Origin of the sequence: Chitiniphilus purpureus, from assembly GCF_025642115.1 — a bacterium.
Lineage (GTDB): Bacteria > Pseudomonadota > Gammaproteobacteria > Burkholderiales > Chitinibacteraceae > Chitiniphilus > Chitiniphilus purpureus.
Genome location: NZ_CP106753.1, coordinates 1,309,845 through 1,327,113, shown reverse-complemented (window position 1 = coordinate 1,327,113; position 17,269 = coordinate 1,309,845). Strand labels below are relative to the sequence as shown.

The following is a 17,269-nucleotide window of genomic DNA, read 5'->3' as shown; positions in this document are numbered from 1 at the left end:
ACCTCACACGATCAATAGGTTTCCAGATCGATATCGATGCCAAGCGAGCGGATTTCCTTCACCAGCACGTTGAAGGACTCCGGCATGCCGGCGTCGATACGGTGATCGCCCTTGACGATGTTCTCGTAGACCTTGGTCCGGCCGTTCACATCATCCGACTTCACCGTCAGCATTTCCTGCAGCGTATAGGCAGCGCCATACGCTTCCAGCGCCCACACTTCCATTTCCCCGAAGCGCTGACCACCGAACTGCGCCTTGCCGCCCAGCGGCTGCTGCGTGACCAGCGAGTACGGGCCGGTCGAACGCGCGTGCATCTTGTCGTCGACCAGGTGGTGCAGCTTGAGGTAGTGCATCACGCCCACAGTGACCTTGCGCTCGAACGGCTCGCCGGTGCGGCCGTCGAACAGCTGCATCTGCGTCTTGCTGTCGTTGAAGCCCAGCAATTGCGTGTGGACATCGTCATCCGGATAGGCGATATCCAGCATGGTGCGGATCTCGGCTTCCTTGGCGCCGTCGAATACCGGGCTAGCAAAGGTCATGCCGGTACGCAGACCCTGTGCCAGATCGAGCACTTCCTTGTCGGTAAGCGCGGCGATCTCTTCGGTCTTACCGGCCGAGTTGTAGATTTTCTCAAGGTAGCCACGTACTTCCTTGGCCTGACGCGCTTCGCGCAGCATCGCGTCGATGCGCTGACCGATGCCCTTGGCCGCCCAACCGAGGTGGACTTCCAGGATCTGGCCGATGTTCATCCGCGACGGCACACCCAGCGGGTTGAGCACGATGTCGACCGGGGTGCCGTCTGCCATGTACGGCAGGTCTTCCACCGGCAGGATCTTCGAGACCACACCCTTGTTGCCGTGACGGCCGGCCATCTTGTCGCCCGGCTGCAACCGGCGCTTCACGGCCACGTAGACCTTGACCATCTTGATCACGCCCGGCGGCAGCTCGTCGCCCTGGGTCAGCTTGCGCTTCTTGTCCTCGAACTTCAGATCGAAGTCGGCACGCATCTGCGCGATCAGGTCCTTCATCGCCTCGAGCTGGCGCGCGGCTTCCTCATCCGCCAGCCGGATATCGAACCAGTCGTGCTTGGACGGCAGATCGGCCAGATACTCGGCAGTGATCGGCGTTCCCTTGGCCAGACGCTTCGGCCCGCCATTGGCGACCTTGCCGGCCAGCATGCGACCGATCCGCTCGAACAGATCGTTCTCGACGATCCGCAGCTGATCGTTCAGATCCTGGCGATGGCGGCGCAGTTGCTCGTCGATGATGGACTGGGCGCGCTTGTCGCGCTCCACGCCCTCACGGGTGAACACCTGCACGTCGATCACCGTGCCGGTCATGCCGGACGGCACGCGCAGCGAGGTGTCCTTCACGTCGGACGCCTTCTCGCCGAAGATCGCGCGCAGCAGCTTCTCTTCCGGCGTCAGCTGGGTTTCGCCCTTGGGCGTGACCTTGCCGACCAGCACGTCGCCGGCCTCGACCTCGGCACCGATGTAGACGATGCCCGACTCGTCCAGCCGGCCCAGCATGCGCTCGGACAGGTTGGAGATGTCGCGGGTGATTTCCTCGGGCCCAAGCTTGGTGTCGCGGGCCATCACGTTCAGCTCCTCGATATGGATCGAGGTGTAGCGGTCGTCGGCAACCACCTTTTCGGAGATCAGGATCGAATCTTCGAAGTTGTAGCCGTTCCACGGCATGAAGGCGATGGTCATGTTCTGACCGAGTGCCATTTCGCCAAGATCGGTCGACGCGCCGTCGGCCACCACGTCGCCGCGGGCGATCTTGTCGCCCTTCTTCACGATCGGGCGCTGGTTGATGTTGGTGTTCTGGTTGGAACGGGTGAACTTGACGAGGTTGTAGATATCCACGCCGGTTTCGCCCGGCAGGGTTTCGTCGTCGTTGACACGGACCACGATCCGGTTGGCGTCGACATAGTCGACCACCCCGCCGCGCAGCGCAGCCACGGCGGTACCCGAGTCGACCGCGCAGGTGCGCTCGATACCGGTACCGACGTACGGCGCCGTGGCGCGCAGGCACGGTACGGCCTGGCGCTGCATGTTGGCGCCCATCAGCGCGCGGTTCGCGTCGTCATGCTCGAGGAACGGAATCAGCGAAGCGGCGACGGACACGATCTGGCTCGGCGCCACGTCCATGTACTGCACCCGGTCCGGGCTCGCCATGATGGTTTCGCCATGCTCACGGCAGGTGACGAGCTCATCGGTCAGCGTACCGTCCTCGCCCACTTCAGCGTTGGCCTGGGCGATCACGTACTTGCCTTCCTCGATCGCCGACAGGTAGTCGATCTGCTCGGTCACCTTGCCGCTGACCACACGGCGGTACGGCGTTTCCAGGAAACCGTACTCGTTGGTGCGGGCGTAGCAGGACAGCGAGTTGATCAGACCGATGTTCGGGCCTTCCGGCGTTTCGATCGGGCAGACGCGGCCATAGTGGGTCGGGTGCACGTCGCGCACCTCGAAACCGGCGCGCTCGCGGGTCAGACCACCCGGGCCCAGTGCCGAGACACGGCGCTTGTGCGTGATCTCGGACAGCGGGTTGGTCTGGTCCATGAACTGCGACAGCTGCGACGAGCCGAAGAATTCCTTGATCGCGGCCGAGACCGGCTTGGCGTTGATCAGGTCGTGCGGCATCAGGTTGTCGGACTCGGCCTGCGACAGGCGCTCCTTCACGGCGCGCTCGACGCGCACGAGACCGGCACGGAACTGGTTCTCGGCCAATTCGCCCACCGAACGCACCCGGCGATTGCCCAGGTGATCGATGTCGTCCACTTCGCCACGCCCGTTGCGCAACTCGATCAGGATGCCGATCACAGCAATGATGTCGTCCACCGACAGCACGCCCGGGCCATGATCGCCCAGCTCGCTGGCGCGCTCGGTGAAGCGGCGGCGCCAGCCCGGCGACTTCTCGTCGAGCTCGGCGTAGGCGCGGCGGTTGAATTTCATGCGGCCCACGGCCGACAGGTCGTACCGGTCTTCGGAGAAGAACAACCCTTGGAACAGCCCTTCGACGGCGTCCTCGGTCGGCGGCTCGCCCGGCCGCATCATCCGGTAGATCGCCACGCGCGCAGCGTACTGGTCGGCGGTTTCATCGGCGCGCAGGCTGGCGGAGATATAAGCGCCCTGGTCCAGGTCGTTGACGTACAGCACCTTGACCTGCGCCACACCCGCCTGCTCGAACTTGACCACCGTGTCCTCGGTGATTTCCTCGTTGGCGCGGGTGATCACCTCGCCAGTGTCGGCATTGACCACGTCGTGCGCCAGCACACGGCCGATCAGGAAGTCGATCGGCACCGGCAGCTTCTTCAGGCCGGCATTGTGGATGTCGCGGATGGTCTTGGCAGTGATGCGCTTGCCTTCCTGCGCCAGCACCTTGCCGTCGTCGGAAACGATGTCGAACTTGGCGACTTCGCCCTTCAGGCGTTCGGGCACCAGCTCCAGGTACAGACCATCCTTGCTCATCATGAAGGTGTCGGTATCGTAGAACTCGACCAGCGCACGCTCCGGGGTGTACCCCAGTGCCTTGAGCAGGATGGAGACCGGCATCTTGCGACGGCGGTCGATCCGGAAGAACAGCATGTCCTTCGGGTCGAACTCGAAGTCCAGCCACGAACCGCGGTACGGAATCACGCGGGCCGAGAACAAGAGCTTGCCCGAGCTGTGCGTCTTGCCCTTGTCGTGTTCGAAGAACACGCCCGGCGAGCGGTGCAGCTGCGAGACGATCACGCGCTCGGTGCCGTTGATCACAAACGAGCCGTTACGCGTCATCAGCGGGATCTCGCCGAAATAGACGTCCTGCTCCTTCACTTCCTTCACGGTCGGCTTGGCCGCTTCGCGATCCATGATCACGAGCCGTACGCGTGCGCGCAGCGGGGCGGCAAAGGTGATGCCGCGCTGCTGACACTCGATCACGTCGAACGGGGGCTCACCCAAGTTGTAATGCACGAACTCCAGCCGGGCATTCTCGTTGTGCGAAACGATCGGAAAGATGGAGGTGAACGCGGCTTGCAGGCCCGCGTTCTTGCGCTCGGCAACCGGTACTTCCTGCTGCAGGAAGTCGGTATAGGAGTCGATCTGGGTCGCGAGAAGGAACGGCACGTCGAGCACACTGGCCCGCTTCGCAAAGCTCTTACGAATGCGTTTCTTCTCAGTGAACGAGTAATTCATACTCACAAGCTCTCCATGGGGTGAGGCGCAAAGGACAAACCGCAAAACGCCTTGAGGCGCGGTTTCCGGTTTGCCGCCTGCAGGTTGGAACCACCCTGAACGGACAAACGCAAAATGGCAGGCGGATCACTCCGCCTGCCGTACTTGCAATCGAACTGCGTATTACTTGACTTCCGCGGTAGCACCCGCTTCGACCAGCTTCTTCTGGATCGCTTCGGCGTCGGCCTTGGCGATGGCTTCCTTAACCGGCTTCGGCGCGCCGTCGACCAGATCCTTGGCTTCCTTCAGGCCCAGGCCGGTCACTTCACGCACCACCTTGATGACGCCAACCTTGTTGGCGCCAGCGCCGGTCAGGATCACGTCGAACTCGGTCTTCTCTTCAACCGGGGCAGCACCACCGGCAGCCGGGCCAGCAGCAACGGCAACGGCAGCGGCGGACACGCCGAACTTCTCTTCGAACGCCTTCACCAGGTCGTTCAGTTCCATCACGGTCAGACCGGCAACGGCTTCGAGGATATCTTCTTTGGACAGTGCCATTTGAAACTACTCCTGAAATCTTTAAACAGATGAGGTATGGGTTTAAGCGGCTTCGGCCTGCTTCTTTTCCGCCAGGGCGGCAAGACCGCGGGCAAAGCCCGACAGCGGCGCCTTCATGACGTACAGCAGCTTGGACAGCAGCTCTTCGCGGCTCGGGATCGAGGCAAGCTCGCCGACCTGGGCGGCGTTGAGCACGTTGCCGTCATATGCACCGGCCTTGATGACGATCTTGTCGTCCTTCTTGGCAAAGCTGTTCAGTACCTTGGCTGCGGCAACCGGGTCTTCAGAGATGCCGTACACCAGCGGACCGACCATATGGTCGGCCAGACCGGCGAACGGCGTATCCTGGACCGCACGGCGAGCCAGCGTGTTCTTCAGAACACGCAGGTAAACGCCGGACTCACGCGCCTGCTTGCGCAACTGAGTCATGTTGGCAACCCCGATACCCCGATACTCGGCCACAACGATGGTCTGAGCCTTGGCAACTTCTGCCGCGATCTCAGCCACGACGGCCTTCTTGTCTTCGAGATTGAGACTCAAGGTCTACCTCCATTAGCAAGAGATACGGTGCGATGTTCCGCACCCCCAACGGCGACCTTCATTCAGGAGATTGCGAAAGCGGATGCTTTCGAACAAAACCTTGACTGGGCACACCGTCTGCGTGGGCTGCGGGCCTTTGCGGCCCCCGATTAAGCCCCGAAGGGCGCCTACGGTCTTTGACAATCCCGTGCCGGCAGGCCGGCACGAGCCCAAAGTGCGTTATTGCGTAACCGACAGGGTATCCACGCGCACGCCCACGCCCATGGTGCTGGACACGGCGAGCTTCCGGAAATAAATGCCCTTGGCTGCAGCCGGCTTGGCCTTTTGCAGTGCGTCGATCAACGCGCTCAGATTTTCCTTCAGATCGGCCACGTCGAACGACGCGCGACCGATGGTGGCATGGACGATACCGGCCTTGTCGGTCCGGTACTGAACTTGACCAGCCTTGGCATTCTTGACCGCTTCTGCGACATTGGGCGTCACGGTGCCGACCTTGGGGTTCGGCATCAGGCCACGCGGGCCAAGGATCTGACCCAATTGGCCGACGATACGCATCGCATCGGGCGAAGCGATCACCACGTCGAAATCGATGTTGCCGGCCTTGACCTGCTCGGCCAAGTCTTCGAAGCCGACGATGTCGGCACCGGCGGCCTTGGCGGCTTCGGCATTGGCACCCTGGGTGAACACGGCCACGCGAACGCTCTTGCCGGTCCCCTTGGGCAGCACCACGGCGCCGCGGACCACTTGGTCCGACTTGCGCGGATCGACGCCGAGATTGACGGCGACATCGATGGATTCATTGAACTTGGCGGTCGCGCCACCCTTGATCAGCGACAGGGCTTCGTCGACGGCGTACAGCTTGTTGCGATCGACAGCGGCCTTCAGTGCGGCCAGACGCTTGGAAACCTTAGCCATTTACACGCCCTCCACATTCAGGCCCATGGAACGAGCGGAACCGGCGATGGTACGCACCGCGGCGTCCATGTCGGCAGCGGTCAGATCCGGCTGCTTGGTCTTGGCGATCTCTTCCAGCTGAGCGCGCGTGATGGTGCCGACCTTGTCGGTGTGCGGCTTGCTGGAGCCCTTCTGGATACCGGCGGCCTTCTTGATCAGGATGGTGGCCGGCGGCGTCTTCATCACGAAGGTGAAGGACTTGTCCGCGTAGGCGGTGATCACCACCGGGATCGGCAGACCCGGCTCGACGCCCTGGGTCTGGGCGTTGAACGCCTTGCAGAATTCCATGATGTTCAGACCGCGCTGACCGAGCGCCGGACCGATCGGGGGCGACGGGTTGGCCTTGCCAGCGGGCACTTGCAGCTTGATGTAGCCGACAATCTTCTTTGCCACGATTTACTCCTCAAACGGGTTCAAACGCAGGGCAGGACCCCGCTCCCCAACCTAAGCCGGCCCACAGGCCGGCAACCAACGACAGGACGAGCCTAGACCTTCTCGACCTGCGCAAAATCAACGTCCACCGGAGTTGCGCGTCCGAAGATCAACACCGACACCTTGAGCCGGCTCTTGTCGTAGTCGACATCCTCGACGGTGGCATTGAAATCGGCGAACGGACCATCGGTGACGCGCAACACCTCACCCACCTCGAACAGCACCTTGGGACGGGGCTTCTCGACCCCTTCCTGGATCTGCTTGAGCACGGCATCCATCTCGCGCTGCGGCACCGGCGTCGGGCGATTGCCCACCCCACCGACGAAGCCCGTCACCTTGGCGGTGGATTTGACCAGATGCCAGGTCTCGTCGGTCATATCCATTTCGACATAGATATAACCGGGAAAGAGCTTGCGCTCGGTCAGCGCCTTGCGCCCACCCTTGACCTCGACCACCTCTTCCACCGGCACCAGGATCTGCCCGAACATATGCTGGACACCAGCACGCTCGATACGCTCCTTCAATGCCTTTTGCACGCTCTTCTCAAAACCGGAATAAGCGTGCACCACATACCAACGCATACCCATCAATCACCCCGTCCGTGCATCAGTCGCGCCCAAGAATGAGGTCATAGAACACCCAAGCCAGACCCGTATCCACCAACCACATAAACAGCGCCAATACGCCAACGAACAGGAACACGATCCCGGTCATCTGCCAGGTTTCTTTCTTGCTGGGCCAAACTACCTTCTGCGCCTCCTTCACGGAATCGCGCGCGTAGTCGACAAAAGAACGGCCCGGCTGGGAAAACCACATCACCATCGCAGCCAATGCCAAACCCAACACAACCGCCAGGACTCGCAACACTCCCTGATCCGCGGGCAGGGCGTAATACCCTCCCACCCCGACGACGACCAGCAGCAGCGCTGCCACAACCTTGAATTTATCTACGCTTTCCATGGGCCTAGTTCTGGACTGCGGATAGTTGCAGGGCCGACCCACCCTGGGACGGCCCTGAATCTAAACCGTGGCAGGCGAGGAGGGTCTCGAACCCCCAACCCCCGGTTTTGGAGACCGGTGCTCTACCAATTGAGCTACTCGCCTACAGGGAAAGGGCAGGATTATACATAACCCTACCCTTTCTTGTGAAGTATTTACTCGATGACTTTGGCGACGACGCCGGCGCCGACGGTACGGCCACCTTCGCGGATCGCGAAGCGCAGACCCTGCTCCATCGCGATCGGCGCGATCAGCGACACCGTCACTTCCACGTTGTCACCCGGCATCACCATCTCGGTGCCCGCCGGCAGCTCGACCGAACCGGTCACGTCCGTGGTCCGGAAGTAGAACTGCGGACGATAGCCGTTGAAGAACGGGGTGTGACGACCACCCTCTTCCTTGCTCAGCACGTACACCGAACCCGTGAACTTGGTGTGCGGCGTGATCGAACCCGGCTTGGCCAGCACCTGGCCACGCTCGACTTCTTCACGCTTGGTGCCGCGCAGCAGCGCGCCGATGTTGTCGCCAGCCTGGCCCTGGTCCAGCAGCTTGCGGAACATTTCCACGCCGGTGCAGGTGGTCTTGGTGGTCGGCTTGATCCCGACGATCTCGATTTCCTCGCCCACCTTGACAATGCCACGCTCGACACGGCCGGTCACCACGGTGCCGCGACCCGAGATCGAGAACACGTCTTCGATCGGCATCAGGAACGGCAGGTCGATCGCCCGCTCCGGCTGCGGAATGTAGCTGTCCAGCGCCTCGGCCAGACGGAAGATCGCCGGCTCACCGATCTCGGACTGGTCACCTTCCAGCGCCTTCAGCGCGGAACCCTTGATCAGCGGAATGTCGTCGCCCGGGAAGTCGTACTTGGACAGCAGGTCGCGCACTTCCATTTCGACGAGCTCGAGCAGTTCGGCGTCGTCCACCATGTCGCACTTGTTCAGGAACACGATGATGTACGGCACGCCCACCTGGCGGGCCAGCAGGATGTGTTCGCGGGTTTGCGGCATCGGACCGTCAGCGGCCGAGCACACCAGGATCGCGCCGTCCATCTGTGCCGCGCCGGTGATCATGTTCTTCACATAGTCAGCGTGGCCCGGGCAGTCGACGTGGGCGTAGTGGCGGGTGGCGGTTTCGTACTCGACGTGCGCGGTGTTGATCGTGATGCCGCGGGCCTTTTCTTCCGGCGCGCTGTCGATCTGGTCGTAGCCCTTGGCTTCACCACCGAACTTCTTGGACAGGATGGTGGTGATGGCGGCGGTCAACGTGGTCTTGCCGTGGTCGACGTGACCGATCGTGCCAACGTTGACGTGCGGCTTCGTCCGCGTGAACTTTTCTTTTGCCATGATATTTCCTTCTCGAGAACCTGAAATATGCCAGCGAAAAAATGGAGCCGATGATGGGAATTGAACCCATGACCTCTCCCTTACCAAGGGAGTGCTCTACCCCTGAGCTACATCGGCGCGTCTTGGAGCGGGTGAAGGGAATCGAACCCTCGTCGTAAGCTTGGAAGGCTTCTGCTCTACCATTGAGCTACACCCGCAGGCTTCAGTCTCACTAGCAGCACACAATCTTCACACCGCGAAGCAGCTAATCTGGTGGAGGGGGAAGGATTCGAACCTTCGAAGGCAGTGCCGTCAGATTTACAGTCTGATCCCTTTGACCGCTCGGGAACCCCTCCTGCAAGAGACGCGCATTATGGATAACGACCCAGGCGGTGTCAAACCTTTTTCATCCAGCGCAATCAATCCGACGCTACGTGGTTGATCCTGAAAGGAAAATGGCACCAGGCAACTTACAGCGCATCGCACACACCGCTTTGCAGCCTGCAAAATGCGCCAGGTTGTGATCTTGGGCGCCCGGCTTTTAGCAGATGCAAAGCCAGTCCGGCTGGCATGCCAACACCAGCACCCGCGTTCATATAATGCAAGCCCGTAGCGAGTCAGCCGCTGCTGATGGGCCGGCCGCGTCGACGCCGCATGCAGCTCATCCAGCCTTATTCAAATTCAGCGAATGAACCGTTGACACCGCCTGACCCATGGTGTTTAATGCGCCTCTCTCAGCGGCCAGGTAGCTCAGTTGGTAGAGCAGCGGATTGAAAATCCGCGTGTCGGCAGTTCGATTCTGCCCCTGGCCACCAAAATTCAGCGCCCAACTGTTCTCAGTTGGGCGTTTTCATTTGTGCTTCCCGCATGACACGCGGGGTTTCCGCACATTCTGCGTGTGCGACCGGGGTCCTTTGGTCTGGCAGTAACATCCCCAGTTGCCCTCCGTTCCGCCCTCTCTTCTCTCGAAATCGGCGCTAACTTCTTCGCCGTGGCACACGCACATGGCCTTTCGCGACCATGATTTGTGCGCGTGCCATTGCCATTCGTTGTCGGGCTTGCTTGGAGCAGCAGTCCGTCACGCCAACACTGCCGCCGCGCAAGGCATGGAATACAAGCCTGCGCGTTGCTGCGTGACGACGAGTGCTCCGTAGGCCGCCAGTCGAGCCTCGTGCTCCGGCTTGCCCTTGTCCTTCGACTTGATCTTGAACAGGTCAATCGGCTTGTCGCTCTTCTGGCCAGCGCGCTGCATGATCCTTTCGCCGTTCACCTCGGCCCCCTTGAACGACCAGAGCGCTTCGAACACCTTGGCCTGACCATCGGTGAACCGGATCGGTGTGGCCTGCACATCCGGCAGCGTTGCCCATTTGAAGTCGGCCGAGAACGGCCCGTTCACTGGCGCAGCCGGATCGGCCACTGCTGGCACTGCAGACGGCACCGAGGGTATGAAGGTGATTCCGCCTCCATAGAACGTGAATCGTTCTTCCAGCGCCAGCCATTCAACACCGGAGCCGAAGGGCGATCCACGAGTCGTGCGCGGCCTGGGGGTGATGACTCGGATGTTGCTTCCCGCCACCCGGACACGATCCAGCAAGGACGGCTCATGCAGCACTCTCGTCAGATCTCGGGCCAGCACTACCGGAGAGCTGCGTGCGTTACCGAGCCGCCAAACACCGTCGCCCAAGTCATCGATGTCGTCGCGGCTCTCGATGTCGAGCGCGAGGCGCATTTTCTGCCGCAGCCAGTCTTCGTCCAGGGCCAACGCCGCACCGTCGATTGCCTCGACAGGAACCTGGCCACACTCCGGGCACCGGCAGATCCGACCGCCCCGTCCATCGCCCCAGACCTGCGCCCGATGCTGCTGACAGTGGGGGCAGAGCATAAAAGACTGATCCACCACTGTTGGCCTGACGGCTTTGCCGAGCACAGACAAAGCAGATACCTCGCGTGGCGAAAGCGTGGCCCGCAGCACCGGCGTGCCGCCTGCGAACAGCCGGCAAACCAGGGCCCAGGCATCGTGCGTCGCCATTGATCAGTCCTCGAAGGCCGATGATGAACTGACCGCGTCGGTCTCTGGCGGCAATTCCTGGGCACTGAGGGTCTGGCCCTTCTGCAAGATACCCACCGCAACTAGGTAGCCTTCCAGCTGCGCCTGCATCTTGGCGTCGAACTTGTGCAGGTTCAGCCGCCCTTTGCTGGTCACTTCGATGGTGACCACCTTGGGGCGAGTCCTGCCCGGCTCGGGTGGGTAATAGAGATTGACCTGTGCCGCTGTCACCGCCCACTGACCCTCCAGCGGGCCCGGTAGCTTTTCCTTCAGCAAATCGTGCACCGAGCGTTGCTGGCTGGATTGCATCGCCGTGCATTCGATCTTCAGCGCCGTGTCAGGACTGAGCAGGGTGAGTGCCTTCAACTGAACCATCGAGAAGCCGTCCTCAAAGGCCTCTGGCACATCGAATCCGGTGCGCAGCATCGACAAATCCAGCGTCGGCGACTTGATTTTGTGAGCACTCGCTTTCACGCCCAGCACATGCTCCGCGAAGGCCTCGACCAGCATTTGCTGATACTTTGCCCCGCCGCGCACCAGCGTGCGCACGACACCGGTGGACTTGGCGTACTCCAGCACCATGTGAATGTTGGGGTTGCCGACACGGCGCTTCAGGGTCGCCCCCTCGAACTCCAGGCGCAGCATCGCCATGTCCTTGACATGGACCGACAACAGGAACACCCCCGGACTGCGCTCGACCAAGTGCGCCACGCTGCCGTCTCCGCATTGCAGTTCGCGCTTGTAGAAAGCCGAGATGGCATGACGCAACGCTGTCAGATTGGCATCCGAACCGTTCGGTTGGCGTTTCAAGCCAAGGTCGTATTGCTGCGTCTGCTGCCCATGCTGTTCCCAAAAGCTGAAGTCATAGGCGCGTTCGAACAGCGCCGGGTGGTGGACGTAGAGCCAGAAGGAACGGTGGATGTCACTTGCGCATAGCGCCAAGCCAGCCAGCGCAGCACCATCGGCCACGGCCGCCTCAAACATCGCCTGCTTACCTGCCGCATCGCCCAACTGAACGCTGGCCATGAGGTTTGCCGTCATCCGGTCACGGGCAGCAATGTCGGGCCAGACTTTGACCGCTTCGAGCAGAAACTGGCTGGTCTCCGGTGTGTCATCCCAGGCAAAGCCATCGGGCACAGGCAGGCTGTGGGTGGTCAAGAAGTCGCGCAGCGTGGCGTCCACCGGCAGCTCGAGCATCACGTCGACAAAGGTCTTCTTCATCTTGATCGTCCTTTCTGGATCGGCGTCGAAGGTCTGTGACCGATGTACGGACTGCACTGGCCAGCGACTGGGTTACTGAACACGCACCTCGCATAAGTAAAGTAGCGAGATACAAGCGCGATTCTGAACCTCAGATTTCCGCTTGTCAATCAAAGCGGCACATCTAGACCTTATTTGTATCTCGCGGCTATACTGGCGGTCTTGTTTTTGTTAACTGACTGTTTTCCCCTACAGGAGCATCGCTATGGCTTCAGCGTTCGGAGCACGCCTGCGACGCTTACGCGAGGCGAAGAAATTGACCTTGCAACAGGTCGCCGACGAAGTCGGCTGTACCAAGGCGTATATATGGGAACTGGAGATGAAGGACGACCAGCGTCCCTCCGCTGAACGGGTCCAGGCCTTGGCCAGGGTGCTGGGCGTGACGATGGAGGACATCATGGGCGAGCCTATTGAACAGGTTCCTCAGGCCAGTCCAGAAGATGTGGCCTTCTTCCGCGAGTACGCTGGAATGACGGACGAGGAGAAGGATCGTTACCGTCAGGCACTCAAAATCATGTTCCCCGACAAGAACTAAGGCGGTCTGATAATTGAGCTCATCCCAGCCCCTAACCGGTTCCATCGCGGCCAGCACCGTCTTGAGATGGTTGCGGGCGTGGCACGCCGACGGCATGCCGGATGCCGTGGATCTGGAAGTCGTCCGGCAAATGCTTCCAGAGACGCCTTACGGCAAAGGGGTGCGGGAGATCAAGGCCCCGATGGTGCTGGACATCAATAGCTGCGAAGGCATGTTGGTGCGCAACCCACAGGACACCGCAGAGTGGGGCATCTTCTATAACGGCAAGGCAAACCCCGAACGCCAGCGTTTCACCATCGCCCACGAACTGGGCCACTTCATCCTTCACCGCGATCAGCGGCAAAGTTTCAACTGCGACAAGGAAAGCGTGTACTCCGGCGCTGACACTATCCGTGTCATCGAACGTGAGGCGGACGACTTTGCCAGCAACCTGCTGATGCCTGGCGACTTGCTGCGCGAGTGGATCTCGAACCAGCGCATCGACTTGCATGTCCTGAGCGCCCTTGCCAAACGGTTCCAGGTGTCGTTCGAGGCGCTGTGCATTCGGTTCATCAAATTCACCACGCAGCGGGCAATCCTTGTCTATTGGGACAACGGTTTCGTGAAGTACGAATGGCGCAGCAGCAGCGCGGTCAAGACGCGCGCCCGCATTCGGCGCACTGACGATCCGCAGGAACCATTACCCGGCACCCTGGCTGCTGATTCCACCGTTGAGCAGGAGTGGGATGGCACGGAGATGTCTGTCGCGATCTGGTGCCCGGAGGAGGCACCACACATGAAGTTGCGCGAGTTCAAGCACAGCTACACCACAGGAGATCGCGTCCTGACCCTTTTGCTACTGGAAAGTGCTGAACCACGATCATGGGATCGGTCTTGGCAAGACGGCGAGAGCTTTGACAGCTTCGATCAGTTCGTCTCGAACGGGCAATTGCCAGTACGGTGAGTCCCTCGATGACAGGCTTACCGATCCAACCCATAGATGAAGAACTGCAGACCTTGCAACGCGAGGTGCAACGAATGCTGGGCCGTTGTCTCTTGCGTCTGCAGCAGTACGAACAATTGATGAAGGCCATCGTGGCCCACCACGAAATCTCCGCGTCAGGATCACCCCTCGAATCGAACCAGGCGGAGCGCATTGCGGATGCCGCAAACAAGACTCTGGGTACGTTGGTTGGCACGCTGCTCGGAACGTATGTCACCAGCGGCGACCAAGACGAGGTCGCCGAACCAGATGCGCCCGACAACATCATCTCGTTCAAGATGAAGATGAGCTTGCGGATGTCTGCCGAGGATTTCGATACGACGCAAAACGATCTGAAGGAACTAGTTCTGCTGCGGAACAACCTGGTGCACCACTTTATCGACCAGCACGACCTTTGGAGTCTGGACGGATGCCGTGGTGCGCAAGAGTCCTTGGTCGCGGCCTACAGTCGCGTCGATCAACACTTTGAGCAACTGCGAGGCTGGGCGGAGCACATGGATCAGGCCCGTCGTCTGGCGGCGGAGTTTGCCCAGTCCGATGCCTTCCGCGATCTGGTGATCAACGGCATAGCGCCGGATGGCTCGGTGGATTGGCCCGCAGCCGGAATTGTTCGCGCATTGCGTGAAGCGGCAGATCAGTTGGCTGTCGACGAGTGGACGCCGGTCGCTACTGCTGGACGATGGATTGCAGAAAGGTATCCCGATCAACTGCCGGCCAAGTATGGGTGCAGCAGTTGGCGGCAGGTCGTGCACGAATCCCGCCTTTTCGAGCTTCGGTATCGGGAAGTGAATGGCCAGCGCGCGGCTTGGTATAGGCCCAAAGAGACATAGCGCCAAACCCGCGCACTCACGCTAAATCACGTTACGCGAAGTGCCCTTGGTTTCTAGCATGAGCAGCGTTTTCCATCGGAACGCTTGCCATGACAGAAATCGAACCTATCTCCATTTGCACATCACCTGACCGGCCACGGCACGGGCATCAAGAAATCGCTGATCTGTTGGCTGCCGCGCTGCTGCGCCTTCGTGCCCGCCAATCGCGCGACATCACCAAAAACAGCGAGCAGGTTTGCCTTGGCTTCCCCGGCCAACAGCGCGTGAATGCGAACCCCGATCACAACAACGGAGTTCGCCCATGACAGCACACGCAACCTCACCAACGCCCGCCTCAGTCGCCGCCCGCGTCGCGGCTATTCCCCATCTTTCGATGGATGATCTTTGGGCTCTCTGGGACGACCATTTCGATGAACGGCCGAATCACCACCATCGGGTCTGGCTGGAAAGTCGCCTGGCCTACCGGATGCAAGAGCGTGCGTTTGGTGGTTTGAAACCGTCACTGCGTAAGAAGCTCGAGGAGGTTGGGGAAACCGGCATCTTGCCCAAGCAACTGCGCGGCGATAGCCAACGCCTACTGCCCGGTACCGTCCTGACACGCATCTACGACGACATTGAACATCGTGTGCTGGTGCGCGGATCGAATGACTTCGAGTACCAGGGGCAACGCTTCAAGAGCCTGTCCGCTGTGGCCAAGCGCATCACAGGCAGCCATTGGTCAGGCCCGGTGTTCTTTGGTTTGAAGGCACCAGCTTCGAAGAAGGGGGCAGCATGAGCTCTGTGCGTCGAAACCAGATTCCCGCAGTCACGCCAAAGAAGCGCTGCGCCGTCTACACCCGCAAATCCACTGACGAAGGCCTCGATCAGGAATACAACAGCCTCGAGGCACAGCGTGATGCAGGATTGGCCTTCATTGCAAGCCAACGGCATGAAGGCTGGATAGCCGTCGATGACGGATACGACGACGGCGGCTACTCTGGCGGCAACATGGAACGGCCCGGGTTGCGCCGACTGATGATCGACATCGAGGCGGGGAAGATCGATACCGTGGTCGTCTACAAAATCGACCGCCTCACGCGCAGCCTGCCGGACTTCGCAAAGCTGGTCGAGGTCTTCGACCGCAACGGCGTCTCCTTTGTCGCGGTCACGCAGCAGTTCAACACCACCACATCGATGGGGCGATTGACGCTCAACATCCTTTTGTCATTCGCGCAGTTCGAACGCGAGGTCACGGGCGAACGCATCCGCGACAAGATCGCCGCCAGCAAGGCCAAGGGCATGTGGATGGGCGGAGTCCCGCCTCTTGGATACGACGTGGTCGAACGCAAGCTCGTCATCAATGAACGTGAAGCCGCGCTGGTGCGTGACATCTTCCGCCGCTATGCCGAGCACGGCTCGGCTGCGCGACTCGTCCGCGAACTGGAAATCGAAGGGCATACCACCAAGGCATGGGTCACCCAGTCCGGTCGGGAGCGATTGGGGCGCAGCATCGATCAGCAGTACCTCTTCACCTTGCTGCGTAACCGCATTTACCTCGGCGAAATCTGCAATCACGAGACGTGGTACTCGGCCCAGCACGACCCCATCATTTCTCAAGAATTGTGGGATGCGGCACATGCGTTCATTGAGAGGCGAAAGCAGGCACCGCGCGAACACCGAGCCAAGCATCCGGCACTGCTGGCGGGACTTCTGTTTGCACCGGATGGCCAACGCATGTTGCACTCCTTCGTCAAAAAGAAAAATGGTCGGCAGTACCGCTACTACGTGCCTTACCTGCACAAGCGGCGCAACGCAGGTGCCAGCCTGGCTCCGCATACCCCGGACGTGGGCCACCTGCCAGCCGCCGAGATTGAAGATGCCGTGTTGGCGCAAATCCATGCTGCGCTCTCATCGCCGCAAATGCTGATCGCAGTGTGGAGATCCTGCCAGCAGCATCCGGCGGGGTCGACGCTGGACGAGGCACAGGTGGTGGTCGCCATGCAGCGCATCGGTGACGTGTGGTCGCAACTGTTCCCTGCCGAGCAGCAACGGATCACACGGCTGCTGATCGAACGCGTGCAACTACACGGGCACGGCCTGGATATCGTTTGGCGGGAGGACGGTTGGATCGGATTCGGTGCAGACATCAGCACGCATCCCTTGATCGAAGAGACCCAAGAACGTGTCGAGGAGGCTTTGGCATGAATGCCACAACTCACCAGCGCCAGCGCGCCGTCCGTATCGAGGTCGGAGCCGAGGCGCGCAGTTATGTCAGCGAGGGGCAGCGGGTCACCTTGGTGCCCCTGACGATCAAGCGCCGCCAGAATCGGAAGCTGCTGATACCGCCAGCCCCCGAGATCGCGGACCGAATCGGTGGCTTCGATGTGCCGATGATCAAAACGCTGGGCAAGGCCTTCTACTGGAAGCGCTTGATCGACGATGGCACCTACTCGACGACAACGGACTTGGCGCACGCCATGAAAGTGGAGCCGGGCTGGGCTGCCGAGGTCTTGCGCATGACCATGCTGGCCCCCGATATCGTGGAGGCGATATTCGAAGGACGTCAGCCACGCCACTTGAATCTGCACACCTTGCGTGGCCGCCAAGAGCAACTGCCGCGCGATTGGGCTGCGCAGCGTCGATTGCTCGGTTTCCCCGACGCCTGATC

Annotated in this window: 17 protein-coding genes and 5 tRNA genes; 8 read left to right on the top strand and 14 right to left on the bottom strand. The window is 60.9% G+C overall.

All coding sequences use genetic code 11. The features are described 5' to 3' along the window. Positions 1 to 11: 11 nt before the first annotated feature. The 12 genes from rpoB to N8I74_RS05840 form a co-directional block, all read right to left on the bottom strand. Positions 12 to 4,181 (bottom strand): DNA-directed RNA polymerase subunit beta, encoded by a 4,170-nt coding sequence (gene rpoB, locus N8I74_RS05895; protein WP_263126720.1) that lies wholly within the window; start codon positions 4,179 to 4,181, stop codon positions 12 to 14. 162 nt (positions 4,182 to 4,343) lie between these two features. Then, positions 4,344 to 4,718, bottom strand: a complete 375-nt coding sequence (rplL, locus tag N8I74_RS05890; RefSeq protein ID WP_263125930.1) for a 50S ribosomal protein L7/L12 — start codon at positions 4,716 to 4,718, stop codon at positions 4,344 to 4,346. Between the two features lie 42 nt (positions 4,719 to 4,760). Then, entirely contained in the window at positions 4,761 to 5,258 is a 498-nt protein-coding gene (gene rplJ / locus N8I74_RS05885) for a 50S ribosomal protein L10 (protein WP_263125929.1), read from the bottom strand. A gap of 219 nt (positions 5,259 to 5,477) precedes the next feature. Further along, positions 5,478 to 6,173 carry a 50S ribosomal protein L1 gene (gene rplA, locus N8I74_RS05880; RefSeq protein WP_263125928.1) on the bottom strand — a complete coding sequence of 232 codons (696 nt, stop codon included), beginning with the start codon at positions 6,171 to 6,173 and terminating at the stop codon, positions 5,478 to 5,480. Continuing rightward, positions 6,174 to 6,605: a 50S ribosomal protein L11 gene (gene rplK, locus N8I74_RS05875; RefSeq protein ID WP_263125927.1), complete on the bottom strand. Its 432-nt coding sequence runs from the start codon at positions 6,603 to 6,605 to the stop codon at positions 6,174 to 6,176. A 92-nt stretch (positions 6,606 to 6,697) separates the two neighbouring features. After that, positions 6,698 to 7,231: a transcription termination/antitermination protein NusG gene (nusG, locus tag N8I74_RS05870; protein ID WP_263125925.1), complete on the bottom strand. Its 534-nt coding sequence runs from the start codon at positions 7,229 to 7,231 to the stop codon at positions 6,698 to 6,700. Between the two features lie 19 nt (positions 7,232 to 7,250). After that, positions 7,251 to 7,604 (bottom strand): preprotein translocase subunit SecE, encoded by a 354-nt coding sequence (gene secE, locus N8I74_RS05865; protein WP_263125924.1) that lies wholly within the window; start codon positions 7,602 to 7,604, stop codon positions 7,251 to 7,253. Positions 7,605 to 7,672: 68 nt separating this feature from the next. Further along, positions 7,673 to 7,748: transfer RNA gene (locus N8I74_RS05860), tRNA-Trp, on the bottom strand. A 50-nt stretch (positions 7,749 to 7,798) separates the two neighbouring features. Next, positions 7,799 to 8,989: an elongation factor Tu gene (tuf, locus tag N8I74_RS05855; protein ID WP_263125923.1), complete on the bottom strand. Its 1,191-nt coding sequence runs from the start codon at positions 8,987 to 8,989 to the stop codon at positions 7,799 to 7,801. A gap of 42 nt (positions 8,990 to 9,031) precedes the next feature. Beyond that, positions 9,032 to 9,106 (bottom strand) — tRNA-Thr (locus tag N8I74_RS05850). A 6-nt stretch (positions 9,107 to 9,112) separates the two neighbouring features. Further along, positions 9,113 to 9,186, bottom strand: a tRNA-Gly gene (locus N8I74_RS05845). 53 nt (positions 9,187 to 9,239) lie between these two features. Continuing rightward, a tRNA-Tyr gene (locus tag N8I74_RS05840) sits at positions 9,240 to 9,324 on the bottom strand. A 383-nt stretch (positions 9,325 to 9,707) separates the two neighbouring features. Between N8I74_RS05840 and N8I74_RS05835 the strand changes: the two genes are divergently transcribed. After that, positions 9,708 to 9,783, top strand: a tRNA-Phe gene (locus tag N8I74_RS05835). A gap of 263 nt (positions 9,784 to 10,046) precedes the next feature. On the opposite strand, the gene N8I74_RS05830 is transcribed toward N8I74_RS05835, so the two are convergent. Further along, on the bottom strand, positions 10,047 to 10,997 hold the full coding sequence (locus N8I74_RS05830; RefSeq protein WP_204743936.1) for a hypothetical protein: 951 nt from the start codon (positions 10,995 to 10,997) through the stop codon (positions 10,047 to 10,049). A gap of 3 nt (positions 10,998 to 11,000) precedes the next feature. Further along, entirely contained in the window at positions 11,001 to 12,236 is a 1,236-nt protein-coding gene (locus N8I74_RS05825) for a hypothetical protein (protein ID WP_263125920.1), read from the bottom strand. Between the two features lie 244 nt (positions 12,237 to 12,480). On the opposite strand from N8I74_RS05825, the gene N8I74_RS05820 reads away from it, so the two are divergent. The 7 genes from N8I74_RS05820 to N8I74_RS05790 all read left to right on the top strand — a co-directional run bounded on the left by N8I74_RS05820 (position 12,481) and on the right by N8I74_RS05790 (position 17,267). Further along, positions 12,481 to 12,810 carry a helix-turn-helix domain-containing protein gene (locus tag N8I74_RS05820; RefSeq protein ID WP_263125919.1) on the top strand — a complete coding sequence of 110 codons (330 nt, stop codon included), beginning with the start codon at positions 12,481 to 12,483 and terminating at the stop codon, positions 12,808 to 12,810. A 13-nt stretch (positions 12,811 to 12,823) separates the two neighbouring features. Then, on the top strand, positions 12,824 to 13,753 hold the full coding sequence (locus tag N8I74_RS05815; protein ID WP_263125918.1) for an ImmA/IrrE family metallo-endopeptidase: 930 nt from the start codon (positions 12,824 to 12,826) through the stop codon (positions 13,751 to 13,753). 8 nt (positions 13,754 to 13,761) lie between these two features. After that, the gene (locus N8I74_RS05810; protein ID WP_095052065.1) at positions 13,762 to 14,622 is read left to right on the top strand and encodes an OST-HTH/LOTUS domain-containing protein; all 861 of its coding nucleotides are present in this window, start codon (positions 13,762 to 13,764) and stop codon (positions 14,620 to 14,622) included. An 89-nt stretch (positions 14,623 to 14,711) separates the two neighbouring features. Further along, entirely contained in the window at positions 14,712 to 14,927 is a 216-nt protein-coding gene (locus N8I74_RS05805) for a hypothetical protein (protein ID WP_263125917.1), read from the top strand. Then, positions 14,924 to 15,397, top strand: a complete 474-nt coding sequence (locus tag N8I74_RS05800) for a DUF2924 domain-containing protein (protein ID WP_055451266.1) — start codon at positions 14,924 to 14,926, stop codon at positions 15,395 to 15,397. The genes N8I74_RS05805 and N8I74_RS05800 overlap by 4 nt, the downstream gene beginning before the upstream one ends. Continuing rightward, positions 15,394 to 16,806 carry a recombinase family protein gene (locus N8I74_RS05795; protein WP_263125916.1) on the top strand — a complete coding sequence of 471 codons (1,413 nt, stop codon included), beginning with the start codon at positions 15,394 to 15,396 and terminating at the stop codon, positions 16,804 to 16,806. Before N8I74_RS05800 ends, N8I74_RS05795 begins: the two co-directional genes overlap by 4 nt. Further along, complete coding sequence (locus N8I74_RS05790; RefSeq protein WP_204743940.1) at positions 16,803 to 17,267, top strand: hypothetical protein; 465 nt, start codon at positions 16,803 to 16,805, stop codon at positions 17,265 to 17,267. The genes N8I74_RS05795 and N8I74_RS05790 overlap by 4 nt, the downstream gene beginning before the upstream one ends. Positions 17,268 to 17,269: the final 2 nt, after the last annotated feature.